Here is a 26,278-nt window from a genome sequence, read left to right as displayed (position 1 = left end):
TCAGCAGCAGTTCCAGGCATCCGGCAAGGCGATCAATGCCAAGGTGCGGCTGTTCGGCCGTATCGGCCAGGCGCTGATCGAGGCCAAGCAAGCCGGCCGCGATCCGTTCGCCGCCATCGAGACCGTCATGTCCTGGGATGCCTTCGCCGAGAGCGTCACCGAGGCGCAGAAACTCGCGCAGCCGGAGGACTTCGATTTCCTGCACCGCATCGGGGAGAGCTACGCCACGCTGCGCCGCTACGCGCCGGAATTCCTCGGCGTGCTCAAGCTGCGGGCCGCGCCCGCTGCCAAGGATGTGCTCGACGCCATCGAGGTGCTGCGCGGCATGAACAGCGACAACGCCCGCAAGGTGCCCGCCGATGCGCCAACCGAGTTCATCAAGCCGCGCTGGCAGAAACTGGTGATTACCGACACCGGCATCGACCGGCGTTACTACGAACTGTGCGCGCTGTCGGAGCTGAAGAACGCGCTGCGCTCCGGCGACATCTGGGTGCAAGGTTCCCGCCAGTTCAAGGATTTCGAGGACTACTTGGTGCCGCCCGCGAAATTCGCCAGCCTCAAGCAGGCCAGCGAATTGCCGCTGGCCGTGGCCACCGATTGCGACCAGTACCTGCATGAACGGCTGACGCTGCTGGAAACGCAGCTCGCCACCGTCAACCGCATGGCGCTGGCCAACGAGCTGCCGGACGCCATCATCACCGAGTCGGGACTGAAAATCACGCCACTCGACGCGGCGGTGCCCGATACCGCGCAGGCCCTGATCGACCAGACGGCGATGATCCTGCCGCACGTCAAGATCACCGAACTGCTGCTGGAGGTGGACGAGTGGACGGGCTTCACCCGTCACTTCGCACACCTGAAATCGGGCGACCTGGCCAAGGACAAAAACCTGTTGCTGACCACAATCCTGGCCGACGCGATCAACTTGGGCCTGACCAAGATGGCGGAGTCCTGCCCCGGCACGACCTACGCCAAGCTGGCCTGGCTGCAAGCCTGGCACATCCGCGACGAAACCTACGGGGCGGCGCTGGCCGAACTGGTCAACGCCCAATTCCGCCACCCGTTCGCCGAGCATTGGGGCGACGGCACCACGTCATCGTCGGACGGCCAAAACTTCCGCACCGGCAGCAAGGCCGAGAGCACCGGCCACATCAATCCGAAATACGGCAGCAGCCCCGGGCGGACGTTCTATACGCATATCTCCGACCAGTACGCGCCGTTCCACACCAAGGTCGTCAACGTCGGCGTGCGCGACTCGACCTACGTGCTCGACGGCCTGCTGTACCACGAATCCGACCTGCGGATCGAGGAGCACTACACCGACACGGCAGGGTTCACGGATCACGTCTTCGCGTTGATGCACCTCCTGGGCTTCCGCTTCGCGCCGCGCATCCGCGACCTGGGCGACACCAAGCTCTACATCCCGAAGGGCGATGCCACCTATGACGGGCTGAAGCCTATGGTCGGCGGCACGCTCAACATCAAGCACGTCCGCGCCCATTGGGATGAAATCCTGCGGCTGGCCACCTCGATCAAGCAGGGCACAGTCACGGCCTCGTTGATGCTCAGGAAGCTCGGCAGCTACCCGCGCCAGAACGGCCTGGCCGTAGCGCTGCGCGAGCTGGGCCGCATCGAGCGCACGCTGTTCATCCTCGACTGGCTGCAAAGCGTCGAGCTGCGCCGCCGCGTGCATGCCGGGCTGAACAAAGGCGAGGCGCGCAACGCGCTGGCCCGCGCCGTGTTCTTCAACCGCCTGGGGGAAATCCGCGACCGCAGCTTCGAGCAGCAGCGCTACCGAGCCAGCGGCCTCAACTTGGTCACGGCTGCCATCGTGCTGTGGAACACGGTCTATCTGGAGCGGGCCGCGAACGCCTTACGTGGCCACGGTCAAGCCGTCGCTGACGGCCTATTGCAGTACCTGTCGCCGCTCGGCTGGGAGCACATCAACCTGACCGGCGATTACCTCTGGCGCAGCAGCGCCAAGATCGGCGCGGGCAGGTTCAGGCCGCTACGGCCACTGCAATCGGCTTAGCGTGCTTTATTTTCCGTTTTCTGAGACGACCCCTATTTCAACAAGGCGCTTGGGGGGCCCGGTGCGCAGGGCTGGATGACGATCAATGAAGTACGCAAGCTGAAGAACCTCCCACCCGTGCCGGATGGCGACATGCTGATGATGGCAGGCGCAGCAGCCAAACCCGCACCAACAGAAGCAACGAAACCAATAAAACAGGACAATAGCTAATGCACCCCTTAATGAAACTGATGGCTAGTAACCGGCAGCGTGGGGAGTTTCAGGCAGTGGCGGGACAGGATGACAGCGATACGCTGTATCTGTACGACATGATTGTTGGTAGTGATGACGAAGCGGCATGGTGGGGTGGTGTTAGCCCACAATCGTTCGTCAAAACCTTGAATGGCATGAAGGCCAGCACGATCCATCTACGGGTCAATTCGCCCGGTGGGTCGGTGTTTGCCGGCAGGGCCATGGAACAGGCGATCCGTGAACACCCTAGCCAGATCATCGTGCATGTGGATGGTCTGGCGGCCAGCGCCGCCTCATTCCTGATTATGGCGGCAGACGAGATACACATGGCTCCAGGGTCATTTGTGATGATTCATAACGCTTGGGTGATGGCGATGGGCAACGCTGGTGAGCTGCGCAGCAGCGCCAACCTGCTCGATCAGATCGACGCCAGCCAGGTCAAGACCTTTGCCAAGCGAACCGGACAACCGGATGCCGAGATTACCGAGTGGCTGAATGCCGAGACTTGGTTCTCCGCAGAAAAAGCGGTGGAATTGGGTTTTGCAGACAAGATTGCTGACGACAAAGCCCCCGAAGCCAAGGCCAGACAATGGGATTTGTCCGCCTTTCGTAATAGCCCGGTCGGCCAGGCACCAACGCCACCGGACAAGCCAGCAGCACCTGAAACACCAGCGACAGCAGAAGCACCAGCAACACCACCACAGCCTGCAAAGTACGACCGGGACGCCTTATACCGTGCCGCACTGAAAGCCATGATTCCCGTTTAACGCGCCCGCGTTAACCCAACCCAAGCCGCCAATTGAGCGGCTTTTTTCTTTTCTGGAGCTACCGATGACCGCCATTACTGAACTGCGGGCGCAACGCGACGCCATTGCCAAAGACATCCATGCCATGTTCGAGGACAAGAACAAGGCATGGAATGATGACGATAATGCCAAGTACCAAAAGGCCATGGCTGAGCTTGGCGGATTGGACGAGAAAATCAAACGATATAACGACGCCATGGCCGCTATCGGGGTGAGCGTCGCGGCACAAGGCCAGATCAGTGACGACCTGCGTAACCAATTCACCCGCACCGAGGGCGCACATCACAACCGCGAAGAGTCGCGGGCATTACGTGCTTTCATGGCGGGGGGCGTGGGCAATATGGTGGCGGAGGATCGGCAGCGTATGTACGCACGCCAATCCGGTGACATTGCCAATGCCATGGCCCTGCCGCAGGCAGCCATGTCGACCACGACACCCAATGAGGGCGGCTATACGGTGGCTACCGAGTACTACCGCGAGTTGACTCAGGCCATGAAACAGTTCGGCGGTATTCGTTCCGTGGCCAGGACCATCCAGACCGGGACCGGGTCGCCGATGATTTTCCCGACTGCCGACGCGACATCGGAAGAGGGCGAGATTGTTGGACAGAATATAGCTGTCAGCGCGGCGGATACGACCTTTGGCAATATGACCCTGGATGTATTCAAGTATTCGTCCAAGAGTATTGCGGTGCCCTTCGAGTTGATCCAGGACTCTATGTTTGACATCGAAGGCTATATCAACGCCTTGTTGGCGTTACGTATCGGCCGGATTACCTCGAAGCACTTCACCAATGGCACCGGGGTGAATCAACCGCGCGGCATTGTGACGGCCGCAGGGCAAGGCAAGATCGGTAAGACCGGGCAGACAATGACGGTGACCTATGAAGACCTGGTGGATCTGGAACACAGTGTTGATCCGGTTTACCGGGCTGGGCCTGGCGTCGGTTTCATGATGCACGACAGTACCCTGAAGGAGCTGCGCAAGCTGAAAGATAACGATGGTCGTCCGATCTTTGTACCGGGTTATGAGCAGGGCAACGCAGGCGGCGCGCCGGACCGGTTATTGAATCGTCCGATCTACCTGTCGCAGGAAATGCCGACCATGGGCGCCAATGCCAAATCGATCCTGTTTGGTGACTTTTCGCGTTATCTGATTCGCGAAGTGATGGACCTGACGTTGTTCCGCATGGCCGATTCCTATTTCCTCAGAAATGGCCAGATCGGCTTTTTGGCGTTCAACCGCCAAGGTGGCAACATGATTGATGTCGGTGGGGCGGTAAAGGTCTACCAGAACAGCGCAACTTAAACGAATTCCCCTTTAATGGGCCGCCTGCGGGCGGCCTTTTGCTTTTGTTGAAAAGGAACCCCCATGGCCAGAAACACCGCAACACCCGATGAATCCATCAGCCAACCTGATGCGGAAGCGCCAGCCGCACCCGGTATCAGCAGCACCGTGCCGGTCCGGCTCTTGGTCGATAGCCCTTATGGCAAGGCCAACACGGTGATTGATCTAGCAGAAAAGGACGTCGCCAGCGCAGTCAAGGCCGGCCTGGCGGACAACGATCCGGAGGCGGTGGCGTATGCCCGCAGCCAGGCAGCGGTTTAACGCCAGCAGGACGCCGCTTAAACAGCCCGCTATCGAACCGATTTCGCTCGACGAAGCCAAGGCATTTTTACGCTTTGACGACGACAGCGAGGACGGTTTAATCCGCATGTTGATTAGCTCGGTGCGAATGACGGCGGAGCACCTGACTGGCCGGCGATTTATTACCCAGGATTGGCGGCTCAGCTTGGGGGATTTTCCGTTTGAAGCCATCGACCTGGGTCTGTCGCCTGTGCAATCGATTGTGCAGGTCCGTTACACCGGCCTGGATGGCGTGGAACGGGTACTGCCGGGTGATTGCTACCGGCTGGTGATCCGGGACGCTGCCCCCATGTTGTACCCGCTCAATGGGGACTGGCCCGACACGGCCAGCCTGCCCGATGCGGTGCAGATCGATATGCGTTGTGGTTACGGCGACATGACGGACGCCGTGCCGATGCCTATCCGGCATTGGATGCTGTTACGCCTGGCGGGCGCGTTTGAGCACCGCAACACGCTATTGACTGGGGCTGCTGCCGAGCTGCCGCGCTCGCACCTGGATGGCTTACTCGATGCTTATTGCATTCATAGGGTGACGTAATGCAAATCGGAAAAATGGATACCCGGGTAACGGTGCGCTCCCCGATCTATTCGCGCGGGGAATTCGGCGATGCCATTACCGACTGGATCAATGGCCCCATAGGATGGGCCAGCGTGCAGGACATACGCGGCAAGGAATATTTCGAGCAGCGCTCAAGCGGCAGCGTCAATATCACCACCCACCGTGTCTTCATGCGTTGGCGCAGTGATGTGACGGTGAAAACCCGTTTGTTGCTGCCCGATGGCCGCGCCCTGAACGTCAAGGAAGTCCTGCAGATTGGCCGCAAGGAAGGGCTGGAACTGATGTGCGAAGCGCTCGACGATGCAGCAGTTTGATCTGGACCTGGCCAGGATCGACGAGGTACTGAAACAACTGCCTGCCCGGGTGGAAGCCAATATCCTGCGCGGCGCATTGCGGGCTGGGGCGGAGGTGATCGCGGAGGACGCCCGTAACCGTGTGGTCCACGTCAGTGGGGATCTGGCGGACTCCGTTCGGGTGTCCGCCCGGGTCTATCGACGGGCCGGCAAGGTGGTCGTCAGTATCAAGGCCGGTAGCCAGGCAGGAAAGGGGCGTAAGAATGTCTATTACGCCAATATGGTCGAATTCGGTACGCGCCGACATGAGATCAAGCCGAAGTACCGACGTAGTCTGTTTGTGGCTGGGGTAATGCGACAGCTTGTCCGCCATCCCGGCGCAAAAGCCAAGCCGTTTATGCGGCCTGCGCTTGATACCAAGGCACAGGCTGCGCTGACGGTTGCTTCAGACTATTTACGCGCCCGCTTGCCGAAAGCGCTCACAAAGGCCGGTTTACCGGCAGATACAGACTTTTAATCCCCATCATGGCCCCTGAAAAAATCCTGCATGCGCTGTTGCGAGACAGCGCAGGCTTAGTCGCGCTGGTGCAAAACCGGATTTACCCGCTGCGCCGCCCGCAAGGTGACCCCTTGCCGGCCGTGGTGTACCGCTTGATCAGCGAGGTGCCGTCGGGCGTGATCGACCAGTCAGCCGGCCCCGCCTTGATGACGGCGCGGGTGCAGATCGACGCCTTGGCCAGCAACTACAGCCTGCTGAAGCAAGTGATCGAGCAGATCAAAAATGCCTGCCATCTCAAAAGCGGCACCGTTGCCGGCTGCCACCTGGTGTCGGCAACGCTGGAACTGGCCGGTCCCGATGATTGGATCGACGACCCTCAATGTTTTGTGCAGCCGGTGGATATCCGGCTGATCTACTACGTATAGGAACCCATCATGCCCATTGCATCCGGTATTGCCAAACAGGTGCGCTACAAGGTCGAAACCGCATTCAATACCCCGCCCGGCACGGCAGGCAGCCAGCTGGTGCGCCGTGTCGAATCGTCCATCGACATCACCAAGGACACCTACCAATCGAACGAGCTGCGCGCTGATTACCAGATTGCGGATTATCGGCACGGCACCCGTAAAAGCGGCGGCACCCTCAAGGGTGAGCTATCGCCCAAGACCTATGCCGACTTTATTGCCGCTGCCCTGCGGCGTGATTTTGCGGTGGTGCCGCCAATGACCGGGGCCGCCATCACCATCGCGGCGGTCGGTTCGGGCTACACGTTGACCCGTGGGGCGGGTTCCTTCCTCGCGGATGGCCTCAAGATCGGCGATGTGGTGCGCCTGACCGAGGGTGGCTTTAAAGCCGCCAATCTGAACAAAAACCTGTTGGTGATCGGCCTGACCCCGCTGGCCGCGACGGTCACCCCGTTGAATGGTGCCGCATTGGTGGCGGAAGGGCCGATTGCGAGCGCCACACTGGTCATTGTCGGTAAGAAGACCTACACCCCCGCCAGTGGCCATACAGATAAGTCGTTTGCCATTGAACACTGGTATGCCGACCTGGGCCAGTCCGAGTTGTATACCGGCCTCAAGGTGTCGAGTCTCGATATCTCGTTGCCGCCGACCGGCATGGCAACGCTGGATATCGGCTTTATGGGGGCGGGCAGTATCAAGAAGGAAACCGCGCCGTATTTTGTGAATCCGGCAGCGGCAACGTCAACCGGCATTGTGGCAGCCGTCAATGGCGTGCTGACGGTGTCAGGCGTGGCGGTGGCCGTGTGTACCGGCTTGAGTATCAAAGTCGATGGCGGTTATTCGGGTGATCCTGTGGTGGGCTCCAATGCCATACCCGGGATTTTTGCGGGCCGCGTCAATGTGTCGGGCCAGCTAACGGCCTACTTTGATTCAACGCTGTTCCGGGACGCCTTTCTGGATGAAACAGATCTGAGTCTGACCATAGTGCTCACGACCGACAACAGCCCCAATGCGGACTTCATCAGCCTGACCCTGCCACGTATCAAGCTCGGTGGCGCTACGCGTTCCGATGGCGAAAAAGGCATTGTCGTGACAGCGCCATTCCAGGCGCTGTTGAATGCGACAGCAAGTACGTATGACCCCACCACGATGGTGGTACAGGACTCGCAGGCATAAGCCCGGTGCATGACCCCATAGGACGCTGAAGCGTCTTTTTTTATTTCTACAGGAGCAAAACCCATGTTTGATATTGACTCGATTCAAGAAGTGCAGGAAGCCAAGTGCGAGCTTGTGGACCCCAAGACCGGCCGCCCGGTTGGCGCATCCATCACCCTGGCCGGACAGGAGCATCCGAAGCGGATGGCCATGGTCAATGCACGACACCGCAAAATGCGTCATGACATTGCCAAGCATGGTCGCGTACAGCCGACCGATCCTGAAGAAGACGTCGAGCGTTTGGTGAACGAACTGGTCACCTGCACGCTGGGCTGGGAAGGCTTTATGCGCGATGGCAAGCCCGTTCCCTGCACGCCGGAGGAAGTGCGCGCCCTCTATGCCAATCCCAAGCGGGGTTGGCTGCGCCTACAGGTGCAAACCTTTCTGAATGAAAACACAAATTTTATTCAACACTCCGGGACGGACTGATCGCGCGGATACGCAAGGAGTTTGCGTTGATCCAGCCTGCGGGCGACGGCGCAACCCTGCGTGACCATCTGCTCGCCGTGGCCCGAGCCACGGGCGAGATGCCCCCGGAGTTGATGCTCCCTGTTGTCCCTGCGTGCGTGCAGTCCCTGTACGACACGTATTTTCAGCTGCGCAATGCAGCCAGTTCGACCGGCTTTGGGCCGCCTGCGATCAGTCTGGCCGATATCGTCGCCTGGCAGCAGCTGTTCGGGGTGCGGTTGAACGGGTGGGAAATCGAAACCTTGTTGGAAATGGACCGCGCCGCCCGTGAGGGCGCGTCGGTAAAGGGTAAGCATGTCTGATATCACCATCGGCACATTGACCATTGACCTGGCCGCCAATGTGGCACGGCTCAGTACGGATATGGACCAGGCCAAGCGGATGGTCGCCAGTACTGGGCGCAGTATCAGCGACAGCCTGGATCGCACCACCAAAGAACTGCAGGGCATGGCGGATATGGTGACCGGGTATTTCGCGGCCCTGGGCGTCAATGCCCTTGCGGGTGTAATCAAGGGCAGCATTGATGCCGCCGACGCGATTGGCGACTTGAGCGAACGTACCGGCGTTGCTGCCAGCACGCTCAGCGCCTGGCAATACGCCGCCCAGCTGTCCGACACCAGCATCGAAGCGCTGGGCACGTCGATGGGCAAGCTGTCCAAGGAAATGGCCAACGGCAACGATGCATTTGCCGCCATGGGCATCAGCATCAAGGGGGCGGGTGGCCACCTCAAGGATACGGATGCGGTCCTGCTCGAAGTTGCCGACAAGTTTGCCGGTTATGAGGATGGCGCTGCCAAGGCCGCTTTGGCCCAGGAGCTGTTTGGCAAGTCGGGTACCGAGATGCTGCCGTTCCTGAACCAGGGCAGCGCCGGTCTGGCCGAACTGCGCGCCGAAGCCGAATCCCTGGGTGCGGTGCTCGACGACAGCACGGTGCAGGCAGCCGGGCAATTCAATGACCAATTGGACAAGCTGCACATGGCAGGCGGCGGCTTTGCGACGCAGATTGCGGCGGAGATGCTGCCGGCTTTGACGGCGGTGACGGGTTCATTCCTAAGTAGCGCAGCCCAGGGCGGCAGCTTACGCATAGCCGTCGACGGGCTGGGCTTTGGCTTGAAGGGACTGATTTCGATTGGCTATGGCGTGGTGTCGGTCTTTGACCAGATCGGTACCTTGTTTGGCGGTCTCGCTGCTGCCGCGGTGGCTGCGGCCAACCGTGATTGGACGCAAGCCAAGTCGATTGCCGTGTCGACCTTTGACGACATGGCCAGAAAGAACGACCAGTATGCCGACCGGATTAGCGCCGTATGGGCTGAGGTGCCGCGCCAGGTAGCCGATGCGGCCGGGGCGGCGTCAGACATCGGCGTCAAGAAAGCGACTGCGCCTATCGTCAAGGGCTTTGGCGAGGCAGGCAAGAAGGCAGCGCAGGAGATGGCCAAGGCAGTGCAGGCTGAATGGCAAGCACTGTCCAAGTGGTTCGATGACGGCATCACAGCGCGGCAAAAGGCCCTGAAGCAACTGGAAGATCAGGTCACCGACCTGGACCGTGAGTACCAGAACTACGGTCGCAGTAAGTCACAGATTGCCGCACAGCAATTACGGCTGATTGACGAAGAGATTGCGGCTGAGCGTGAGTTGGCCGAGGCCATCGGCGTCAAGGGGACGGTCGAACTCGACTACCTGGAACGCAAGCGTACTGCCCAACAGCGCGTCATGGAACTTACCCAGGGTATCGAGAACAAGGACCGCGCTCGCGAAGCGGCGGAAGCCGCCACGAAGGAATGGCAAAAGGCCGCTGACAGCATCGACGGGATATTTAGGGATACCTTCGCCAATCTCTTCAACGGCAATCACGACTGGATGAAGACCTTCGGCAAGGCGTTGCGTACCACCGTTGCTACGGCGCTAGCTGATGCGGTCTACAGCGCCACCGTTAAGGGCGCAGTAAACGACCTCATGGGCATGATGCGTCAAGCCATGCAGGGCGGTAGCCAGGGTGGCGTTAGCGGCGGTGGTGGTTTCAGCCTGGGCAATCTTGGCAACTGGGCCGAGGCCGGCAAGAGCCTATGGCAGAGCTTCTCGTCGAATGGCTTTGGTGCGGTGTCGACGGCCATGGCCAGCGGCGCGATGAGCATGGCCAATTTCTTCAGCAGCCCGATGATGGCGGAGTTTGCCCTGGGCATGAGTGCGCCCGGTGCGGGCACCATGATGGGCGGCGGCGCAGCAACGGGCGCATTCTCAGCGGGGCAGGGTGTTGCTACGGCTGCGCCTTGGCTGGCTGGGGCGGCTGTCGGCCATTACGGCGGGCGGGCGATTTCGGGGGGGTATTCGGTGTTCGGCGGTAGCGGCAATGCGGCCGTCAACGTCGGTACCACGATTGGGGCGATCTGGGGACCGATCGGGATGGCCATTGGTGGTGCCATCGGCGGTGCCGTCAATCGTGCCTTTGGCCGCAAACCGCGAGAAGTCACCGCGTCCGGCATTCAAGGCAGCATCAGTGATCAAGGCTTTGACGGCCATCACTATGAGAGTTGGCAGCGTAAGGGCGGTTTGTTCCGTAGCACCAAGCGCGGTACCGACTACCGGGCGATTGATAGCGAACTGGACCAGATGCTCGATAGCGGCGTCAGCGCCGTTCGGGAATCGGTGCGCGGCTATGCCCAGGCGATTGGGCTGTCAGCGAATGCCGTGGACGGTTACACCAAGGCCATCAACGTGGCCTTGTCCGGCGATGCGGCCAAGGACAAGGAGCTATTCGGCAAGCTGTTTGGTGACATCGGTGACGAGATGGCCCAGCGGGTTGCACCCGGTATCGACGGCCTGATCCGCAAGGGCGAAACCGCCCATAGCACCTTGATGCGTCTGGCTGGCACCTTCACCACAACGAATCAGATCATGGAGGCGATGGGTAAAAACGCCAGCGTCGCGTTTGGCGGCGTAGGCTTGGCCAGCGCGGAAGCACGGCAGCACCTGGTGGACCTGGCGGGCGGGATTCAAGGCTTGTCAGCCAAGTTCACCAGTTACTACAGCCAGTACTACACCGAGGTCGAACAGCAGGCCCGCGCCACTGAGATGCTGCGCAAGCAGTTTGCCGAGCTGGGCTATCACCTGCCGAGTACCCGTGAGGCGTTCCGTAGGTTGGTAGAAGGGCAAGACCTGACTAGCGAAGTCGGGCGCAAGCAATACAACACCTTGCTTGACCTGGCCGGGGCGTTTGCCGCACTGAATAAGGAGACCGTGCCGGCGATAGATCGTGTCAACGACATCAAGGAAGTCTTTGCGACGACCAATCGCATGCTGGACATGATGAGCAAGGACCGTGTCGCGAGCTTTGGCATCAGTGCACGCGCTGATTACGGCGAGAAGTCGCGGCGCGACTTGATTGAACTGGGCGGCGGCATGCAAGCGCTGACGAGCAAATTCGACAGCTATTACAACGCCTTCTACAGCGAAGCAGAAAAGCAGGCCAAGACCACCGAAATGCTGACCTTAGCGTTTCGCGACCTGGGCTACAGCTTACCGACCACCCGCGAGGAATTCGCGATGTTGGTCGAAATGCAGGATTTGTCTACCGCATCCGGGCGGAAGCAATTCCTTTCCCTGCTTGACCTGGCGAGCGGCCTGGCCAGCATTACCGACGATATCGATGCTGCGACCAAGTCAGCCGCCAGGACGGCGGAAGAAGCCGCCAGGGCAGCGGCGCAGACCACGGAAGCGTGGAAGGCAGCAGGCGGCAACCTGCGCAAGTACCTGGACGGGATGGTGACGGGCAACGCCAACCCGCTGGGCGTCGGTGCACGGTATGGCGAGGCCGAGCAGCAGTACAACCGCTATCTGGGCCAGGTGCGAGGCGGCGACGTCGGGATGATGGATGAGTTGCAATCGGCGGCGCAGCAACTACTGGCCTTGGGGCGCGAGCGCGACGCCAGTTCAATGGCCTACGCCAGCCTGTACCAGAAGATTCTGGGCGAGCTGAACGCGGTGGCCGAATCCGCCCAATCGGGCAAAGCCAGCCAGGGCGAAGCCAACAAAGCGGCGGTACAGACCGTCGAGGTGCTGCGCCGTTCGAATGAACTGCTGCAAGAACAGGTGCGCAATTCGAATGCGGTATTGCGCCAACAGGCTGCGATTGCTGAAGACAACGCCCGCTTAATCCAGGCATTGCGCCAGGAAATCGCGAACCTGAGCCGCGAACAGCGCCGGAATTATGAAGAGTGCAGCTTGCCGCAACGTTAATACCAGAAAGCTTTAATCATGATCTTGTTGGAAATGGACGCGCTCAATCTGAGCAGCAATCAAGTCGAAGTACTGCGCTTCGCCGATCAGGGCTGTGCAACGCTACCCGGTGACCAACCGCCGAATGCCTTTTTTGAACCACGGCTGACCGAGGGCCTGCGCGTGTCTCGCCGTATTCCACTGGGGGCACTTGGTGGGCAACCCCAGGCTACCTTTGGGGATATCGTGCTGACCAATATTGACGGCGAACTCGACTATCTACGCGGGTACGCTTTCGATGGTCGGGCCTTCCGGGTCTGGTATCTCGATACCGCGCCGGCGGCGTCGATGACGCTGCCGAGTAGTGAGACCTTTGGCGGCCTTCTGTCACAGCCGGTGATTGGCTATCACCAGGTGCGATTTAAGGTGTTGGATTTAATGCCGGTTTATTTCACCCAGCCCTTGCTAACCAATACCTATGCCGGCACCAGCAGCGCAGCGGCTGGCGTGGAAGGTGAGGCGGACAGCCTTAAGGGCCAGCGCAAGCCCAGACTGTATGGCTCGGTCTTGAATATCCGACCGCGCCTGGTGAACAAGGTATTGCAGATTTATCAGGTATCCGACCAGGAAGCGGTGTTGAGCTTTCATGCGATGGGTTCGCCCTGTGTGTTTGATCGCGGTGTGCAGATCGTCAAGGAAAACGACGATTACGCCAACATCGCGGACATGGAAGCCCGCGCACCGGCTGCGGGTAGGTATCGCCAATACCGGGGCAAAGAAGGTCTGTTTCTGCGCGTGGGTTCGCCACCGGTTGAACTGACAGTCAATGCTTCGTCGATCTACAGTTCGCCGCAATCGATTATTGGCAAGCTGGTTGAGGATATTGGTCTGCCAACGACGCAGTACCTCCCTTTGCCCCTGCCGACAGGCGATACCCCCTCGTGCGGCCTGTATGTCGAGGGCGATGCGACGGCCTTCGACGTGCTACGCCAGGTCTGTCCCGCAGAAAACCTGTGGTGGGGCTTTGACCGGCTTAACCGCTTTATGGTCGGCGAGGCGCGGGTGTTCTTCTGGCGTGGGGAGTCATTGACCGAAGCCGACATTCTGTCGATTGACGTTGTGCGCGACGGTGACGACGGCGGCGCACCGATAGGCAGCGTGCGCGTGCCTTATCAGCGCTTGCACACCGTGCAGAGCCAGGTGGCGGAAGGGGCAACGCCATCGCAGCGCGCCTTGGTGTCGGAGCCGGTTCGCTATGTGACCAAGCGGCATAGCACGGCAGGCCAACGAAAGCTGGCGCGCCAGATCGACATCAATACCAATATGGCCAGCGAACACGGCGCAACGATGCTGGCTTATCGATGCCTGTCTAACTTTGGCAATCCCCGCGACCGACTTGATGTCACCCTGCAATGCACATCAGCACGCCTGCTGATGCTGGAAGTCGGCAAGACCATCAAGGTGCAGCACGACCGCTTTGGCCTGGCTGCCGGCAAGGAATTCTTGATTGTCGGCTTAGAGGTAGAACTAGGGCGCGGCATTGATACCGTGCGCTTGTCGCTGTGGGGGTGAGGCATGAGCAACGTCCTGTTTGGCTACCCCAACCATCTTGATACGGCAAAGCTGACCTATGGCGAGTGGGTATTGAGCTTGCCCTTGAAGCACCTGCAGCACCGTCAATTTAGCCGGGTGGCGCGCAGTATCGGCAGTGCGCCGAGACATAGCCGGTTTGATGCGGACTTGGGCGGCAGCAAGCCGGTGCAGGTCATTGCGCTGGTTGATCATAACCTGACGACCAACGCCAAGTGGCGTATCACGGCCGGCAATGAACCTGCCTTCCTGCAGCCGCAGTATCAGTCTGACTGGCAACCGGTCTGGCCGTACTTCGGGCCTTGGGTGCTGGATTGGGAAAGCAAAGCGTTCTGGTCGGGCAATCTGCCTGCAGAACAGCTGCAGCAGTACCGGCCAATTGCCTTGCAGGTGCTGCCGCAGCGGCTATGGGCGCAATGCTGGCGTATCGAAATCAACGATGTGACCAACCCAGCCGGGTTTGTGCAGATTGGCCGCGCCTATGTGTGTGACGGCTATCAACCGAGCCTCAACCTGAGCCTGGGGCGCAGTCTCGGTTATGAGTCGAACACGGTCACCGCCAAGGGTACGGCGGGTAATGAATTTTTTGCGCGGCGGCTGCCTGTGCGTGTGCTGCAGGCCGAGCTTGATTGGTTGTCAGCGGGGGAAGCCTATGACCGGGTGATGCAGATGCAACGGGCACTCGATATCTGCGACGAGGTGTTTTACGTCGAGGTGCCCGACGATCCGTCGACCTATCAGCAACGCGCCTTTCCGGCGACCTTGCGCAAGTTGTCTGCGGTGACCTGGCCGTATGCCCATCACCACCGGGCGGGGATTGAATTAAAGGAGTGTGTGGGATGAGCAGTGTTTACTTTGATCCGGCGGTAGGTGGTGATGGCTCCACCGTGTCCGATGACGCCCACCCGACAACGGGCCTGGGTAATGGTGGCCACCGTAGCCGCTGGCTGTCGGCGTTGGGCAATCTGGTGCCGATCTGTCGTACCGCCATCAATGCGGCGACGGCGGCGGCCGCCTCGATCAGCAGCGAAACCTATGCGGGAACCAGTACCAGCGCGCTTGCCGTGGGGCTCGGCAACAAGACGGTGTTGGCCCAGGCCGGTAAGGGTTGGTTCATCGGCCAGTGGTTGCAGCTGATTGCCGGCAACAACGCCTGGATGGTCGGGCAGGTGGTCAATTACGGTGGCGCAATACTGATCGTCAATGTGACCGCGTTCGGTGGATCAGGTACGCCAGCGAGCTGGACGATTTTGCCAGGCAGTCCACCCCCGAATGAAGAAATTATCAACGGGGTGCCGGTTACCCGGCAGGGTGGTCTGTATCACTTCAGCCGGATCGCCGTTCTGCCGGCAACGGATTACCCGCGCTGTCTGACCGTACCCAGCCAGCCTATTTATATTCAACTGCTGGAATTCACCATGGGGGCGGCGAATGGCTCGTTCTTTGAGGTGACGGTTTCCAAGGCCCATCGCGGCATGGGCGGGGATCGCAACTACTACGAGTATCTGATGCTGAACGGCATGTATGGGTTTGATAGCGTTGGCGGTATTGCGCGCCGCTATGCCCAGGCGGCAAACCGTATCTGTTTGTTTACTTCCGATGCAACAAACGTCAGCAATGAAATTACCGTGCCCGGTGATGGGCAGGCGGTGCCGTTCGTGGCCAAGCAGATCAATAGCGATAACAACGACAAAAAATACGCCCTGATGCTCAAGGTGTTGCCGAACTGTGGGGCGGATGAGTCGTTGGGTATAACGGCGCGCTATTCAGACCCGCATGCCAGGCCGGCGGTGAATTTCATGTCAGTTGTTAAGCCTGCCTATCCCAATCTCTAACGCCCGCCCGTGGATGAATGAAGGAATGTTTGTATGAGCAGTGTGTATTTTGATCCGGGCTTGGGTGGGGATGGAACGACGGTATCCGATGACGGCCACCCGGTAACGGGTCTGGCCAATGGTGGCCATCGCAGCCGCTTTGTGCCAGCCATGAGCAATGTAATTGCCATCGGCCGGACAGCGGTTAACGCCGCGACGGCGGCGGCTGCCTCAATCAATGCCGCAACCTACGCTGGAACAAGCACCAGTCCTATCGCGGTGGGGCTCGGGAACAAGACCCTGACGACCCAGGCCGGCAAAGGCTGGTTTCCAGGGCAATGGTTGCAATTGATTGCCGGGAATAACGCCTGGATGGTGGGGCAGGTCACCCGCTACAGCGGTACAACGCTGGAACTGGTGGTGAGCTGGTCCGGTGGGACGGGCACGTTGTCGGGTTGGACCATCATGCCCGGTTCACCCTGGAACGTCGACAGCGCCCAGGTTTCCGCCAAGATTGCAGAGCTGACAGCCTGGCAGGCGAAAGCCAGCCTTGACTGGCCGTTTCACCGCGTTACTCGTAATCAGTTTGGCAATGTACTGAACGATAGCCTGGTGGATTGGAGCACCTTTCGAACCAAGGTCAAGGTGACCGTGAAGCGCGACATTCAAAGCGGTGTGGAGTGGGCCGCCAGGGATGAGGAAGCGCAGACAATTATGAACGCCATGGGCCTTAACCTGGCCGTGCACTTCACGCCGAATATCCGCGTATTGCGGATGACCTGGGAAAAGCAACCCGGCACCGATGCGGCCTTGTTGCCGTTTCAAATTCTGCCGGTCCGGCAAGTGATTACGATGGCCAGCTATGCCCGTCTGGTGAGTGGCGCGCTCAATACAGCCGAGAACGGCATGTATCTGTCCGGTATTACCTCTGAGTGGGGTCTGTGTGGCGCACATCGGGAGCCCAGCACATCGGGCGACTATCTGCACATGCACCCGTTCTGCCTATCGGAGACCGGTGAGGTGGAAGTGATTCTGCCGGGGGCAGTGGCGGGACGCTTCCCCTTGGATAGAGCCAAGCCACGGTGGGGGTGGTTCGATCACCGATCAGCGGCAACCAATCTCGATATCGCCTTATAAGGAGCGCAACCCATGCGTGTCACTCGCCGGGCTTGGCGCAAGCAATACAACAATGAAGAGAGAGACAGGGATGGCAGAGTCGCTAGCTGGTGGGGCGGTAGGCAGCAATCTGGCTGCCGTGGGTGGGCTGACCGTGCTGGGGGTATCGACCGGCATCGACCCCTTGGTATTGGTGGCAGCATTGGTCGGTGCGGTCTGGTCGCAAACTGCGGCACCGCCTACGCAGTTTGTAATCCGCCTGGTGGGCATCGTGGGGAGTTCGGTATTGGCGGTGCTGGCCGCGCCGTTGGCGGCTTCGGTGATTACGGGCATGCCAGCGGTACCGGACGGCGTTGCCCATCCAATGCTGGCGCCCACCTTGGCGCTGAGTATTGGCTACCTTGGCCACCGGGTGATCATGCCCAATGTGGAACGCCTGGTCATCGGTTTGTTTGGCAGCATGCCAGGAATGCGGGGTAGGGATGATGAGCGTTGAAGGTGTCTTGTTTCAGGCCATCCCGCTGATCCTGCGTGCGCTAACGCTGGCGGTCGCCCTGCTGCTGTGGTGGCAGGTGGATTGTCTGGTGAATCTCAGCACCGCGCATACCCCGAAAATCTGGCGGCTGGCGATGGTGGCGCAGCATGTGTCGTTAAGCGTCCTGGTCCTGTGGCTGGTGAGTGCCTGAGCCGGCCACTTCCTGTTTTCCCTAAAAAAATGAGGTGGAAATGACCGTAAACCGTGTGTTTGTACTGATAGGCACGCTGAAAGCACGCTCTGCCTGTGCTTTTGCTGATTTATTGGGCAATTAGCAGGTTAGGTAGTAGTGCCTGCTTATATAGAACTTCCTGTTTTCCCTGAAAAAATGAGGGGCAAAAGCGGGACTAGTTACTGGCCGCTGCCTGCTTTCCCCAGCAATCCCTGTATTCATCCAGGATTGAATTCAATCGAAATTGCGCAATTTCGCAAGTTTTCCGTCTTAATCTGAAAGCAAACCATGCAAAGCAACGCCCGTATTTCGCCAGCAGAAGCCGGCGGAAAGAACGTCATCGCCTTTTTAGACATGATCGCATTATCGGAACTCGGCCCCGCCCTGCTGGCCGCGTCCGACAATGGCTACAACGTGATCGTCGGCAGCACACCACGCCAGCCCGTGTTGTTTGTTAGCTATCACGACCACCCGCGCAAGCTGGTGAAGTTTCCCAAGCTCGGTATCAGTTCAACCGCAGCCGGCCGCTATCAGCTACTGGCCCGTTACTACGTTGTTTACCAAAAACAACTAGGGCTAAGCGATTTCAGCCCAATCAATCAGGACCGCATTGCGATTCAGCAGATTCGCGAGCGGGGCGCATTGCACTTGATTCAGTCCGGCCAGATCGAAGCCGCTATCCAGCGTGTGCGGAACATTTGGGCCAGCCTGCCGGGAGCCGGTTATGGGCAGCATGAAAACAGCCTGGACCGCTTGTTGGTGGCGTATACGAAGGCGGGGGGCGGGCTTGCGAGCACTGCCCAGCCAGCATGATTACCCACCTGATTCCCTGGCCGTATCGGCTGGTGGCGCTGGCAGGTTTGGTGTTGGCCCTGGCGGCCTTCGCTTATCTGCGCGGGCGGCTGGATGAACAGGCTAGCCACCTTGCTACCAAATTGGACCAACTGGTGGGCGTGGTGCGCATTGAACGCCAGCAAATCGACATCAGCCAACAGGTTGCAGCGTCCCACGAACAGGGCAGGGCGCAAGACCGCATTCTCTACAAAACCATTGAAAAGGAGGTGATCCGCTATGTGGCGAACCCTGACCATACTGCCTGCCGCCTTGATCGCGGCTGGGTGCAGCAGCACGACGCCGCTGCTTTGTCCGCGCTTCCCGCTGCCACCGGCAGCGCTGATGCGACCGCCAGCGACCTTACAAGCGATGACGCCCTGGTTACCGTCACCGGCAACTACGCCGCCTGCCAGGACAACGCCCGACAACTGACGGATCTGCAGGCGTGGATCAGACAACAAGACGCTACCCCGCGAGGGTAGCAAGCAACTGAAAAGACGGCGACCGGTTTGAGTATGTCGGAGTACCCAAACCGGCCAGCAACACGCAGAGAACGCTGCATGCCACCCAAGGCCGCCTACCCTGTCGACAAGGCGGGCGCAGCCTAACGGAATTTCCGAACGGAAGAAAGGCCCGCAGTACCATGCAGCAAGCAACACCGATTATTCCTTGGCTTGGCGGCAAGCGCCGCCTGGCCGAGCACATCCTCCCGTTATTCCCCGAACACGAATGCTATGTAGAGCCATTTACCGGTGGCGGCGCATTGTTCTTCATGCGGGCTCATCCCGCCAAGTGTGAAGTCTTGAACGACATCAACGGCGAACTGGTCTGTCTCTACCGGGTACTGCAACACCACCCCGAGGAATTCATGCGCCAGTTCAAATACGCGTTAAGTTCGCGCCAGGTGTTTGAATGGCAGAAGCTAACGCAACCCGAAACCTTGACCGACATTCAGCGGGCGGCCCGCTTTTATTACCTGCAGCAGCATGCTTTTGGTGCGCGAGTGGGCAGCCAGTCATTTGGTACCGCGACGACCGGCTCAGTCGTTAACTTGATGCGAATCGAAGAGTCGCTCTCCGCTGCCCATTTTCGTTTAGGTGGCGTCACGATTGAGCACCTGGACTGGCAAGCCATCATTGAGAAATACGACCGGCCGCATACCTTCTTTTACTGCGATCCACCTTACTGGGAAACCGCAGGCTATGGCGTGCCGTTTGCCTTCGATCAATACACCGCAATGGCAGACTGGATGGGCCGTATCAAGGGCAACATAATGGTGAGCATCAATGATCACCCTGCCATTAGAGAAGCGTTTGCCGGCTTCCACTTCTTGGAATTGGACATCAAATATTCGATTGGGAAAGCGGAGGGAGAACGTAAGACAGCAGGGGAGTTGGTGATCACCAACTGGGATGCCAATACGTCAGGGGGATTGTTTTAACGACGATTGCCTGTAGGAGATCATAGTTCCGTATAGAGCGGCAACAGATCTTGATCGACTAGCCGCACCTCGATAGCGTTCGCCACGGCGACATGTTCGGGGTTGGCGGCGTCGAATGCCTCCTCTGTCTGGCTGACGATGATCGTACCGGTTTGTTTCTTACCGTCCATGATGGGCACTAGGGCGCGGGCTTCCGGCACTTGGTCAGCCGTCAGCTTACGTGGCAAATAGAGCATCCAGCCAATGCCGGGGCGATCCTGAAATACTTTTTCGTCGTCATAATCCAAGGGCCCGACAGTAAGCACAGAAGGTTGCCAAAGCCGTATCAGCTCCTTGGATATTGTCTCTGCAAATTCGTATTTCCCTAGAACTTTGGCATCAGTACTGAAGGTAAACATGCTTGGACCGCCAAGCTGCGAGAACAAAACTTGCAATGATGCGTCTTCCTCGCCCTCTATTCCGTTCCACATCCCGAACGCTCGAATCTTGGTGTCTTTTTTCGTTTCATTCACCAACACAGCCGTTGCGGCTGTTGTTGGCCCTGCTTCATCAAAGACCTCATACAAATAAGCTTCATCCTTCGTATCACCCCCTAGAAACCACGTCTTAAATATGGGAGACACGCTTGCAAGGTACTGGCGGATTAAGAACAGATTTTGCAATTCGTCATGAAGAGTCATTGATGCAGCAGGACGATAAGACGCGACGTAATCCATTTTATGGCTCGTAGATATGTTTAATTTTTGGGGCAATCTGCCCTATTCTTTTGGCAAAGAATCTATAGCTTGCGGGCTCCATCCAGTACCAGTTCAATTTTGTTGGCGGGGATGGCGAAGCTGCGGTGTTTTGCCTTGCGGCCTCAACCATCAAAGCCAGCTCCCCCTTTTGCCACCATCTATAGGGCCTGCCAGTTCGATCTTCAAAAAACTGGTCGTATTTCGCCTTAGCCTCTTTCAAGAGGCATTGGGACGAATCGAACCCATCAAAGCTAACGCCGTTAAACTGCCACTCTGCAATAAATCCTGGCACTACAGCCATACCGCCAATGCGTGCTTGGTAGTCAATAGAAGTCTCTGACCAACCTGCCGTGCTTCTGGTAGATATATTCCCGCAATCAGGCGGGCACATTTCGCACTTCTTATTTTTCTTCTTATCTGTGCCAGCTTCTGAACGGGCAATCGGCGTTGACTTTGATTCCTCCGCTGCTTCGGTTCGTTTCTTGGCGATCTCTACGCCCGCCGCTGTACCAACAGCAGCGGCCAACGCTCGCGCCAGAATCAGCGCAGCGCCTTCCAAAACGGGAACAACTATGGCTGCCATGCTTTCATCCCTTTTATCGTGTAATTGACGGCGGCAAGGTAGTCGTCCAGTCGTTGCTCAGGTGGATAGCCGGGTTTGCGTAGCTGCTTATCAATGTTCGGTTCCCGGAAAAACTCCGGCGCATCCGCTGCCAGGTACATCAACTTAGTGACATGAGGCGTTGAGCTATATCCCAGCTCCCAGGCATAGGTGTAAGCAGAGCGCATACGGTTGGAAATCACTTGCCTGCCTGGGACGCTCGCCATTTCTGGTCGGTCAGTGAGTAACTGATTAGTGACGGCGTCACAGAAGTTAGCAGCCTCATGCTTTGCTAGTTCCTGCCATTGAGTTGGGGAGAGCGTCAGCATGTCACGCACCGCCTAATCTGGCTCTACGGCCATCGATGAGAATATGCCATTCTTCGGCGCAGCCAAAAAATTCCTGTCTCTGTTCGTGATCCAATGTGTTTACCAATGCCTGTAATGTGCGCGGATCGTAGAAACGCATTAAGCCGTGACTACCATCCGGCATCGTCACTTCTAAGCGCTTGGTTAGGGCCATACCCAATAACAGCATGGGGGACGATGCGATCAACCAGACCACAGCAGGCTTTGCCGCTTCCAGTTCGTAGATGGTTTCCACTTGTTTGGGGGCGGCCTGTTCCTCATTGAGCAGCCAAGGCCCCGCGTGTGCCAGTGCCGCGTCGGGCGTGCCATCGAATAAGGCTAGGCTGAAGCCGGGCGAGCGATTAAGACGATTACCCGTGTGCTGTTCATATTGGAGACCATCGACGAGGGCATAAAGGTTCAGATTGGGCTGCTTAGTGCGCAACGACTCTAGACGGCTTCTTAGTTCGTGCATACCTAACCCCTTGTGATAGTGGCACTACCCGAGGCAGCCGCCTTAATCAGGCAATCCAGGCAAATACCGCCATCGGAAGGTATTGCTACCGACTTCGAAGCGGCAGCCTCTTCAAGGGCAGCTTGTCCGGCATCGCCATCACCTTCAAAGCCATAGTCGGGAGATTGCCAGTTCAATTGGCTAGCGATCAGCTCAGCACCGCAAGCGGTTTTGTCGCCATGTCTTGCTACTGCGCGTCCCATATTAATTTCGCGATTGTTGCCAGAAATGATTGGGAAGTTGCCTTTGCATTTTGGGCAAAAGGTCATGTCCCCTATACGGGCAATGGGCTTACCGTCCGCAGTGAAAGTCAAATCGCCTTCAATGACAGAGCCCCCATGCGTAGTAGCGTCACCGAGTCGTATGTATGGCTTACTTTTCATGGCGCAGCATCTTGATGGAACCTGCACGAGACATCAAGGTATAGCGATTGGTACTAATGTACTGATGCTTTTTCAGGTAAATCCAGTCCATTTGCACCTTTGGCGCGCGCTCGTATCCCCGCCACGCCCGCGCACTTAATGGAGGGGTTTTCATGCAGGTGCATGATGGGTTGTAATCCGCGTCAGTACTGGGGCGGAAAGGGGTTGGCAGGGTGAAAAAAATCATGCGTTTTCATGCAGTCTAGGCATGCAAAAAGTGTCTTGATCAGATTAAGACGCATCCTTAAGAAATACAGAGCAGTGGATTTAACTGTTTACTTCGCTTTTCCCGTAATTACGTACGTTAAAGAAGTTAAGTGTTAAAGAACGCGCGCGTGTTACGCTTTTTCAACATATTGAATTTAAAGAGTGTTTCTACCCTTTTCATGGGTGATATGACGAAGCGTTTATGGGTGATATGACGAGGCTATTCACAGCCAAACATGGGTGATATGACGATACTTTCGGCATTTCATGGGTGATATGACGAGGCTATCCACAGCCAAACATGGGTGATATGACGATATTGATGCTTACATGTGGGTGATGTGACGATGCATGCTTGCAAACATGGGTGATATGACGATAGCTACACAGTATTATGGGTGATATGACGATACTCTTGCGGTATGCCTCTCATGCCTGGAATGGAGTTCCTTCTCCTACTCCTACTCCTGCTCACTGGCAGGAACAATGCATACCATCGTTAAGCCTGACGATTGGCACAGGGAATTTCATGGGTGATATGACGAAGTTACGAACGCAAAAATTCAGTCAATCCATGTCGGAATCCAGTCTTTTAAACATCCCTATGACTAATTTCTTAGGGTCTTTGGTATAGAACTGTACGAATTCATCATCAATGGTCATTCGGTAGTCTGGCAATGTATCGTTAACCATGATCTCGCGAACCATTCTGCGAAATTCGAACAGCGTTGCGCGGCTTCCCGACTTATCATGAAGTAGCTCAAGACTAATTTTCCAATTTAATTGATGACCACAATGTTTTCTTGCTAACTCGTAGAGTCGTCTTTCAAGCGGTCTGCGCAAACGAAAATAATCACGATTTATTGTTAACACTTCATTTGCTTGAACTGCATTAAATAGCCATTCTGACAAAGTAACTTCAACCGCAATCATGCGTTCATTATCTGGTGATTTTTCAACGATCTTCCAACGCTCAATTAGCCCAAAGCCTTCCTTTACTCGTTGACCGCCTGTTTTAATGTCAGTCTTAATTGATGTACCGCGTAACCGTTCTAGGGCATCCTCCAATCGAAGGTATTGACTTCCCCCAGTCGGCTTATTTGTTGCAACCAGATAGTTGTAGACAGTAAACCTTACTGTCCTGTTTTTCGCGTCTTGCCTGCCACAATTCAATGCTTCAGTCATTTGAGACACGATATAAATAAGTACATCTTTATCGTGCTGTGTGGCTCTACCTTTTACGCTAGGGACAACTGTAATGCTGCGGTTTCCATCCTTACTTTGCCACTGCCATATTGTTGTATCTGGCTTAGTTGCTAGGGTAAAGATAGGAGCTTCCATGCTTGCCCCATCGTCTTTCATCGCATAGTCGAAGATATCGCAAATGAAAAAATCACCTGTTGGATATCGTACCGGGAGCCACTTCGCACTCTTTCCGTTATTTCGCGTACTGCTATGGCTATCTTGTATCCATGGTAAGCAACTTTGCTCTGGCTGATTTAGTGCATTAGTTGCTTCAATCCCCTCTTTCTCTACTTGGCGTAACAGCGCCCGCTCACGTAGCTCAGCCAGCTTTTCATTGAGATCATGTTTTTTGCTCGACATTTTCTCGTCAACTCGCTCCGCAATTGTTAGGTGTGACACCGAAGTAAAAACGCAAAACATCAAATGCACAAAAAAACTATTGTGCATTTGGTAATTTGTGATTTTACGAGTTTCCGTATTTCTGTAACAGAAGTTCGCGGACTTCGTCAGCAATCTTTGATCCACGCAAAGCACATTGCGCTTTGATCTTACGATGCAATTCCTCTGGAATATCTATAGTGAGGCGCTTCATTACTTCAGCCTCCCCAGATGTACGGCTTTCAACCCAGGCATCAGCAGCCGCCGGAACGGGTTTATTGGTTGGCTTTGTTCCGAATGCAACTTTCTTTGTCATTTAGCGTATTCCAGCAATTCGGCCACCATAGCTTCTATCTCGGCTGTGGCTGGTCCTGTTGGTTCTATTTCAAAAACTGCATTGCCTTGCGCAGCGGCTTCAGCGAAAACAACGCGCTGAGTAATAGAGGCTGCTAGTACATGTACAGGATATGCAGATAGTGCTTCGCGGACATCTCGTCCAATTGCAGTATTTGTAATTTTACGATTAACCACAAATGCAGATTTGAGATTTTCCTTATAAATTCGCGCTTCGTCTACAAGCTTTACCACCTCTTCAGCCGCCCAAATGTCATAAGGGCTTGGCTGTACTGGGATAAGGACTACATCAGACGCCATGATGGCTGATCGTGCTAAGTCAGTAACCCGTGGTGGTCCATCAATGACGATATGGTCATACCCTTTTCCAATTTGGCTAATCTCTTTATGAATTGAAGGGCGAGGGAACCCTACAACTGTAAACAGAGGTTCGTCCTGGCGAGCAGCCGCCCAGTCAAGCGCACTACCTTGCGGGTCGGTATCCACAAGTAACACACGTGAACCTGCGTGAGCTAGCGAAGCAGCAAGGCCAACGCTAATCGTAGTTTTCCCCACCCCACCTTTTTGATTAAGAACACTAAAAATCATATTTGTCCTTTTGTACATTTAATGTAATGTAGTTTTACAGAAATACGTATAAACGCCAAATCTTATTTGTGTATGGGCATAACAATCGGTCGTGTCACCAGCCGCCATCTCGATTGTGGCAAGTCTGGCTGAGCATCAGAGTTTGAAAGCCAACGAAACGATGTGTCCGAAACCGGACGATTCTGTACATAGATCTACAACCATGTACGTAATATAGGTTTTAATTAATTCGGACACGTGTTTTAATGTGTACATCTATTTCGTACACTTAAAAAGCTTGAAACCATGTCCCGTACCTTTATTTATGCCCGTGTCAGTACTGCCGACCAGACCACCAATAACCAGCTCCGAGAAATTGAATCCGCTGGTTTCGCCATCAATGAACGGCGCGTAGTGGCTGAATGCATCAGCGGTAGTGTGGCTGCAAGCGAGCGTCCCCAATTTGCTAAGCTACTGGATCGCTTAGAGCCAGGGGATATACTGGTCGTCACCAAGCTGGATCGGCTGGGTCGGAATGCCATGGATGTACGCTCAACCATTGAACGGTTAGCCGCTGATGGTATTCGCGTTCACTGCCTGGCACTCGGTGGAATGGATCTGACTAGTGCTGCAGGGAAGATGACCATGGGGGTATTAATCGTCATGGCCGAGTTTGAACGTGATTTATTGATTGAGCGTACACAGTCGGGGCTGGCCCGTGCTCGGGCGGAAGGAAAGCGTATGGGGCGTCCGCCGTCTCTAAGCAAGGAATATCAAGCAGAGATTAGACAACGACTTTCGGCTGGTGAGTCTGTTTCCCAGTTGGCAAGGGACTATCAGACGACACGTCAATCCATTATGCGGGTCCGAGAAAAAGCAGATGCACCTTAAATCTCGTTGTTTGAACGCAGGTGGCGGATGGTGAAACGTCTGCTTGTTCTACCCCTGCGTTGCGTGGGAGCGCTTTTGGCCCGCTG

Annotated in this window: 32 protein-coding genes; 23 read left to right on the top strand and 9 right to left on the bottom strand. The window is 56.8% G+C overall.

Going from position 1 to position 26,278, the window contains the following annotated elements:
* The 22 genes from ACUHMQ_RS13530 to ACUHMQ_RS13425 form a co-directional block, all read left to right on the top strand.
* Positions 1–2,032 (top strand): Tn3 family transposase (locus tag ACUHMQ_RS13530; protein ID WP_445295988.1); only part of this gene is annotated, 2,032 nt, incomplete at its 5' end.
* Positions 2,033–2,107: 75 nt separating this feature from the next.
* On the top strand, positions 2,108–2,242 hold the full coding sequence (locus ACUHMQ_RS13525) for a hypothetical protein (RefSeq protein WP_445295987.1): 135 nt from the start codon (positions 2,108–2,110) through the stop codon (positions 2,240–2,242).
* Positions 2,242–3,030 (top strand): head maturation protease, ClpP-related, encoded by a 789-nt coding sequence (locus ACUHMQ_RS13520; RefSeq protein WP_445295986.1) that lies wholly within the window; start codon positions 2,242–2,244, stop codon positions 3,028–3,030. The genes ACUHMQ_RS13525 and ACUHMQ_RS13520 overlap by 1 nt, the downstream gene beginning before the upstream one ends.
* Positions 3,031–3,094: 64 nt before the next feature.
* Entirely contained in the window at positions 3,095–4,378 is a 1,284-nt protein-coding gene (locus ACUHMQ_RS13515) for a phage major capsid protein (RefSeq protein ID WP_445295985.1), read from the top strand.
* Between the two features lie 63 nt (positions 4,379–4,441).
* Entirely contained in the window at positions 4,442–4,678 is a 237-nt protein-coding gene (locus ACUHMQ_RS13510; protein WP_445295984.1) for a hypothetical protein, read from the top strand.
* The gene (locus ACUHMQ_RS13505; RefSeq protein ID WP_445295983.1) at positions 4,653–5,255 is read left to right on the top strand and encodes a head-tail connector protein; all 603 of its coding nucleotides are present in this window, start codon (positions 4,653–4,655) and stop codon (positions 5,253–5,255) included. Before ACUHMQ_RS13510 ends, ACUHMQ_RS13505 begins: the two co-directional genes overlap by 26 nt.
* Complete coding sequence (locus ACUHMQ_RS13500; protein WP_445295982.1) at positions 5,255–5,590, top strand: phage head closure protein; 336 nt, start codon at positions 5,255–5,257, stop codon at positions 5,588–5,590. Before ACUHMQ_RS13505 ends, ACUHMQ_RS13500 begins: the two co-directional genes overlap by 1 nt.
* Positions 5,577–6,086, top strand: coding sequence for an HK97-gp10 family putative phage morphogenesis protein (locus ACUHMQ_RS13495; RefSeq protein WP_445295981.1), 510 nt, complete (start codon positions 5,577–5,579; stop codon positions 6,084–6,086). The genes ACUHMQ_RS13500 and ACUHMQ_RS13495 overlap by 14 nt, the downstream gene beginning before the upstream one ends.
* Positions 6,087–6,094: 8 nt before the next feature.
* Positions 6,095–6,493, top strand: coding sequence for a DUF3168 domain-containing protein (locus tag ACUHMQ_RS13490; RefSeq protein ID WP_445295980.1), 399 nt, complete (start codon positions 6,095–6,097; stop codon positions 6,491–6,493).
* 9 nt (positions 6,494–6,502) lie between these two features.
* On the top strand, positions 6,503–7,708 hold the full coding sequence (locus ACUHMQ_RS13485) for a phage tail tube protein (RefSeq protein ID WP_445295979.1): 1,206 nt from the start codon (positions 6,503–6,505) through the stop codon (positions 7,706–7,708).
* A 63-nt stretch (positions 7,709–7,771) separates the two neighbouring features.
* Positions 7,772–8,176: a hypothetical protein gene (locus tag ACUHMQ_RS13480; RefSeq protein WP_445295978.1), complete on the top strand. Its 405-nt coding sequence runs from the start codon at positions 7,772–7,774 to the stop codon at positions 8,174–8,176.
* A 77-nt stretch (positions 8,177–8,253) separates the two neighbouring features.
* Positions 8,254–8,517: a phage tail assembly chaperone gene (locus tag ACUHMQ_RS13475; RefSeq protein ID WP_445295989.1), complete on the top strand. Its 264-nt coding sequence runs from the start codon at positions 8,254–8,256 to the stop codon at positions 8,515–8,517.
* Positions 8,510–12,448, top strand: a complete 3,939-nt coding sequence (locus ACUHMQ_RS13470; RefSeq protein WP_445295990.1) for a hypothetical protein — start codon at positions 8,510–8,512, stop codon at positions 12,446–12,448. The genes ACUHMQ_RS13475 and ACUHMQ_RS13470 overlap by 8 nt, the downstream gene beginning before the upstream one ends.
* An 18-nt stretch (positions 12,449–12,466) precedes the next feature.
* A complete protein-coding gene (locus ACUHMQ_RS13465; RefSeq protein WP_445295977.1) occupies positions 12,467–13,999 on the top strand; it encodes a hypothetical protein in 1,533 nt (510 codons plus the stop codon).
* A 3-nt stretch (positions 14,000–14,002) separates the two neighbouring features.
* Positions 14,003–14,860 (top strand): hypothetical protein, encoded by an 858-nt coding sequence (locus tag ACUHMQ_RS13460; protein WP_445295976.1) that lies wholly within the window; start codon positions 14,003–14,005, stop codon positions 14,858–14,860.
* A complete protein-coding gene (locus tag ACUHMQ_RS13455) occupies positions 14,857–15,852 on the top strand; it encodes a hypothetical protein (protein WP_445295975.1) in 996 nt (331 codons plus the stop codon). The genes ACUHMQ_RS13460 and ACUHMQ_RS13455 overlap by 4 nt, the downstream gene beginning before the upstream one ends.
* Positions 15,853–15,885: 33 nt before the next feature.
* Complete coding sequence (locus ACUHMQ_RS13450) at positions 15,886–16,968, top strand: hypothetical protein (RefSeq protein ID WP_445295974.1); 1,083 nt, start codon at positions 15,886–15,888, stop codon at positions 16,966–16,968.
* 52 nt (positions 16,969–17,020) lie between these two features.
* A complete protein-coding gene (locus tag ACUHMQ_RS13445) occupies positions 17,021–17,443 on the top strand; it encodes a hypothetical protein (RefSeq protein WP_445295973.1) in 423 nt (140 codons plus the stop codon).
* The gene (locus ACUHMQ_RS13440; RefSeq protein WP_445295972.1) at positions 17,430–17,633 is read left to right on the top strand and encodes a hypothetical protein; all 204 of its coding nucleotides are present in this window, start codon (positions 17,430–17,432) and stop codon (positions 17,631–17,633) included. The genes ACUHMQ_RS13445 and ACUHMQ_RS13440 overlap by 14 nt, the downstream gene beginning before the upstream one ends.
* Positions 17,634–17,942: 309 nt before the next feature.
* Entirely contained in the window at positions 17,943–18,467 is a 525-nt protein-coding gene (locus tag ACUHMQ_RS13435; protein ID WP_445295971.1) for a glycoside hydrolase family 24 protein, read from the top strand.
* Positions 18,464–18,970 carry a hypothetical protein gene (locus ACUHMQ_RS13430; protein ID WP_445295970.1) on the top strand — a complete coding sequence of 169 codons (507 nt, stop codon included), beginning with the start codon at positions 18,464–18,466 and terminating at the stop codon, positions 18,968–18,970. The genes ACUHMQ_RS13435 and ACUHMQ_RS13430 overlap by 4 nt, the downstream gene beginning before the upstream one ends.
* Before the next feature lie 161 nt (positions 18,971–19,131).
* Positions 19,132–19,929, top strand: coding sequence for a DNA adenine methylase (locus tag ACUHMQ_RS13425; RefSeq protein ID WP_445295969.1), 798 nt, complete (start codon positions 19,132–19,134; stop codon positions 19,927–19,929).
* A 20-nt stretch (positions 19,930–19,949) separates the two neighbouring features.
* On the opposite strand, the gene ACUHMQ_RS13420 is transcribed toward ACUHMQ_RS13425, so the two are convergent.
* From ACUHMQ_RS13420 to parA, 9 genes are all read right to left on the bottom strand, one after another.
* Complete coding sequence (locus ACUHMQ_RS13420) at positions 19,950–20,645, bottom strand: immunity 52 family protein (RefSeq protein WP_445295968.1); 696 nt, start codon at positions 20,643–20,645, stop codon at positions 19,950–19,952.
* Between the two features lies 1 nt (position 20,646).
* Positions 20,647–21,249, bottom strand: a complete 603-nt coding sequence (locus ACUHMQ_RS13415) for a restriction endonuclease fold toxin 5 domain-containing protein (protein ID WP_445295967.1) — start codon at positions 21,247–21,249, stop codon at positions 20,647–20,649.
* Positions 21,237–21,596 (bottom strand): hypothetical protein, encoded by a 360-nt coding sequence (locus tag ACUHMQ_RS13410; RefSeq protein WP_445295966.1) that lies wholly within the window; start codon positions 21,594–21,596, stop codon positions 21,237–21,239. Before ACUHMQ_RS13410 ends, ACUHMQ_RS13415 begins: the two co-directional genes overlap by 13 nt.
* Position 21,597: 1 nt before the next feature.
* Complete coding sequence (locus ACUHMQ_RS13405; RefSeq protein WP_445295965.1) at positions 21,598–22,089, bottom strand: DUF4123 domain-containing protein; 492 nt, start codon at positions 22,087–22,089, stop codon at positions 21,598–21,600.
* A 2-nt stretch (positions 22,090–22,091) separates the two neighbouring features.
* Positions 22,092–22,511, bottom strand: a complete 420-nt coding sequence (locus tag ACUHMQ_RS13400; RefSeq protein ID WP_445295964.1) for a PAAR domain-containing protein — start codon at positions 22,509–22,511, stop codon at positions 22,092–22,094.
* Positions 22,501–22,737: a hypothetical protein gene (locus ACUHMQ_RS13395; protein ID WP_445295963.1), complete on the bottom strand. Its 237-nt coding sequence runs from the start codon at positions 22,735–22,737 to the stop codon at positions 22,501–22,503. Before ACUHMQ_RS13395 ends, ACUHMQ_RS13400 begins: the two co-directional genes overlap by 11 nt.
* Before the next feature lie 587 nt (positions 22,738–23,324).
* The gene (locus ACUHMQ_RS13390) at positions 23,325–24,362 is read right to left on the bottom strand and encodes a replication initiator protein A (protein WP_445295962.1); all 1,038 of its coding nucleotides are present in this window, start codon (positions 24,360–24,362) and stop codon (positions 23,325–23,327) included.
* Positions 24,363–24,465: 103 nt separating this feature from the next.
* A complete protein-coding gene (locus tag ACUHMQ_RS13385) occupies positions 24,466–24,696 on the bottom strand; it encodes a type II TA system antitoxin, ParD family (protein ID WP_445295961.1) in 231 nt (76 codons plus the stop codon).
* On the bottom strand, positions 24,693–25,322 hold the full coding sequence (gene parA / locus ACUHMQ_RS13380; protein ID WP_445295960.1) for a ParA family partition ATPase: 630 nt from the start codon (positions 25,320–25,322) through the stop codon (positions 24,693–24,695). The genes ACUHMQ_RS13385 and parA overlap by 4 nt, the downstream gene beginning before the upstream one ends.
* A gap of 285 nt (positions 25,323–25,607) precedes the next feature.
* Between parA and ACUHMQ_RS13375 the strand changes: the two genes are divergently transcribed.
* Positions 25,608–26,192, top strand: a complete 585-nt coding sequence (locus tag ACUHMQ_RS13375; RefSeq protein ID WP_445295959.1) for a recombinase family protein — start codon at positions 25,608–25,610, stop codon at positions 26,190–26,192.
* The last annotated feature ends 86 nt before the right edge of the window (positions 26,193–26,278 follow it).

The organism is Chitinimonas violaceus (genome assembly GCF_052601015.1).
Note: the sequence above shows the minus strand (reverse complement) of the source record. Positions and strands in the feature narration are given on the sequence as shown.

What these genes read in the sequence shown, in the direction of transcription:
- ACUHMQ_RS13525 (WP_445295987.1), top strand. Translation starts at nt 2,108, where the DNA reads ATGACGATCAATGAAGTACGCAAGCTGAAGAACCTCCCACCCGTGCCG.
- ACUHMQ_RS13520 (WP_445295986.1), top strand. Translation starts at nt 2,242, where the DNA reads ATGCACCCCTTAATGAAACTGATGGCTAGTAACCGGCAGCGTGGGGAG.
- ACUHMQ_RS13515 (WP_445295985.1), top strand. Translation starts at nt 3,095, where the DNA reads ATGACCGCCATTACTGAACTGCGGGCGCAACGCGACGCCATTGCCAAA.
- ACUHMQ_RS13510 (WP_445295984.1), top strand. Translation starts at nt 4,442, where the DNA reads ATGGCCAGAAACACCGCAACACCCGATGAATCCATCAGCCAACCTGAT.
- ACUHMQ_RS13505 (WP_445295983.1), top strand. Translation starts at nt 4,653, where the DNA reads ATGCCCGCAGCCAGGCAGCGGTTTAACGCCAGCAGGACGCCGCTTAAA.
- ACUHMQ_RS13500 (WP_445295982.1), top strand. Translation starts at nt 5,255, where the DNA reads ATGCAAATCGGAAAAATGGATACCCGGGTAACGGTGCGCTCCCCGATC.
- ACUHMQ_RS13495 (WP_445295981.1), top strand. Translation starts at nt 5,577, where the DNA reads ATGCAGCAGTTTGATCTGGACCTGGCCAGGATCGACGAGGTACTGAAA.
- ACUHMQ_RS13490 (WP_445295980.1), top strand. Translation starts at nt 6,095, where the DNA reads ATGGCCCCTGAAAAAATCCTGCATGCGCTGTTGCGAGACAGCGCAGGC.
- ACUHMQ_RS13485 (WP_445295979.1), top strand. Translation starts at nt 6,503, where the DNA reads ATGCCCATTGCATCCGGTATTGCCAAACAGGTGCGCTACAAGGTCGAA.
- ACUHMQ_RS13480 (WP_445295978.1), top strand. Translation starts at nt 7,772, where the DNA reads ATGTTTGATATTGACTCGATTCAAGAAGTGCAGGAAGCCAAGTGCGAG.
- ACUHMQ_RS13470 (WP_445295990.1), top strand. Translation starts at nt 8,510, where the DNA reads ATGTCTGATATCACCATCGGCACATTGACCATTGACCTGGCCGCCAAT.
- ACUHMQ_RS13465 (WP_445295977.1), top strand. Translation starts at nt 12,467, where the DNA reads ATGATCTTGTTGGAAATGGACGCGCTCAATCTGAGCAGCAATCAAGTC.
- ACUHMQ_RS13460 (WP_445295976.1), top strand. Translation starts at nt 14,003, where the DNA reads ATGAGCAACGTCCTGTTTGGCTACCCCAACCATCTTGATACGGCAAAG.
- ACUHMQ_RS13455 (WP_445295975.1), top strand. Translation starts at nt 14,857, where the DNA reads ATGAGCAGTGTTTACTTTGATCCGGCGGTAGGTGGTGATGGCTCCACC.
- ACUHMQ_RS13450 (WP_445295974.1), top strand. Translation starts at nt 15,886, where the DNA reads ATGAGCAGTGTGTATTTTGATCCGGGCTTGGGTGGGGATGGAACGACG.
- ACUHMQ_RS13445 (WP_445295973.1), top strand. Translation starts at nt 17,021, where the DNA reads ATGAAGAGAGAGACAGGGATGGCAGAGTCGCTAGCTGGTGGGGCGGTA.
- ACUHMQ_RS13440 (WP_445295972.1), top strand. Translation starts at nt 17,430, where the DNA reads ATGATGAGCGTTGAAGGTGTCTTGTTTCAGGCCATCCCGCTGATCCTG.
- ACUHMQ_RS13435 (WP_445295971.1), top strand. Translation starts at nt 17,943, where the DNA reads ATGCAAAGCAACGCCCGTATTTCGCCAGCAGAAGCCGGCGGAAAGAAC.
- ACUHMQ_RS13430 (WP_445295970.1), top strand. Translation starts at nt 18,464, where the DNA reads ATGATTACCCACCTGATTCCCTGGCCGTATCGGCTGGTGGCGCTGGCA.
- ACUHMQ_RS13425 (WP_445295969.1), top strand. Translation starts at nt 19,132, where the DNA reads ATGCAGCAAGCAACACCGATTATTCCTTGGCTTGGCGGCAAGCGCCGC.
- ACUHMQ_RS13420 (WP_445295968.1), bottom strand. Translation starts at nt 20,645, where the DNA reads ATGGATTACGTCGCGTCTTATCGTCCTGCTGCATCAATGACTCTTCAT.
- ACUHMQ_RS13415 (WP_445295967.1), bottom strand. Translation starts at nt 21,249, where the DNA reads ATGGCAGCCATAGTTGTTCCCGTTTTGGAAGGCGCTGCGCTGATTCTG.
- ACUHMQ_RS13410 (WP_445295966.1), bottom strand. Translation starts at nt 21,596, where the DNA reads ATGCTGACGCTCTCCCCAACTCAATGGCAGGAACTAGCAAAGCATGAG.
- ACUHMQ_RS13405 (WP_445295965.1), bottom strand. Translation starts at nt 22,089, where the DNA reads ATGCACGAACTAAGAAGCCGTCTAGAGTCGTTGCGCACTAAGCAGCCC.
- ACUHMQ_RS13400 (WP_445295964.1), bottom strand. Translation starts at nt 22,511, where the DNA reads ATGAAAAGTAAGCCATACATACGACTCGGTGACGCTACTACGCATGGG.
- ACUHMQ_RS13395 (WP_445295963.1), bottom strand. Translation starts at nt 22,737, where the DNA reads ATGATTTTTTTCACCCTGCCAACCCCTTTCCGCCCCAGTACTGACGCG.
- ACUHMQ_RS13390 (WP_445295962.1), bottom strand. Translation starts at nt 24,362, where the DNA reads ATGTCGAGCAAAAAACATGATCTCAATGAAAAGCTGGCTGAGCTACGT.
- ACUHMQ_RS13385 (WP_445295961.1), bottom strand. Translation starts at nt 24,696, where the DNA reads ATGACAAAGAAAGTTGCATTCGGAACAAAGCCAACCAATAAACCCGTT.
- parA (WP_445295960.1), bottom strand. Translation starts at nt 25,322, where the DNA reads ATGATTTTTAGTGTTCTTAATCAAAAAGGTGGGGTGGGGAAAACTACG.
- ACUHMQ_RS13375 (WP_445295959.1), top strand. Translation starts at nt 25,608, where the DNA reads ATGTCCCGTACCTTTATTTATGCCCGTGTCAGTACTGCCGACCAGACC.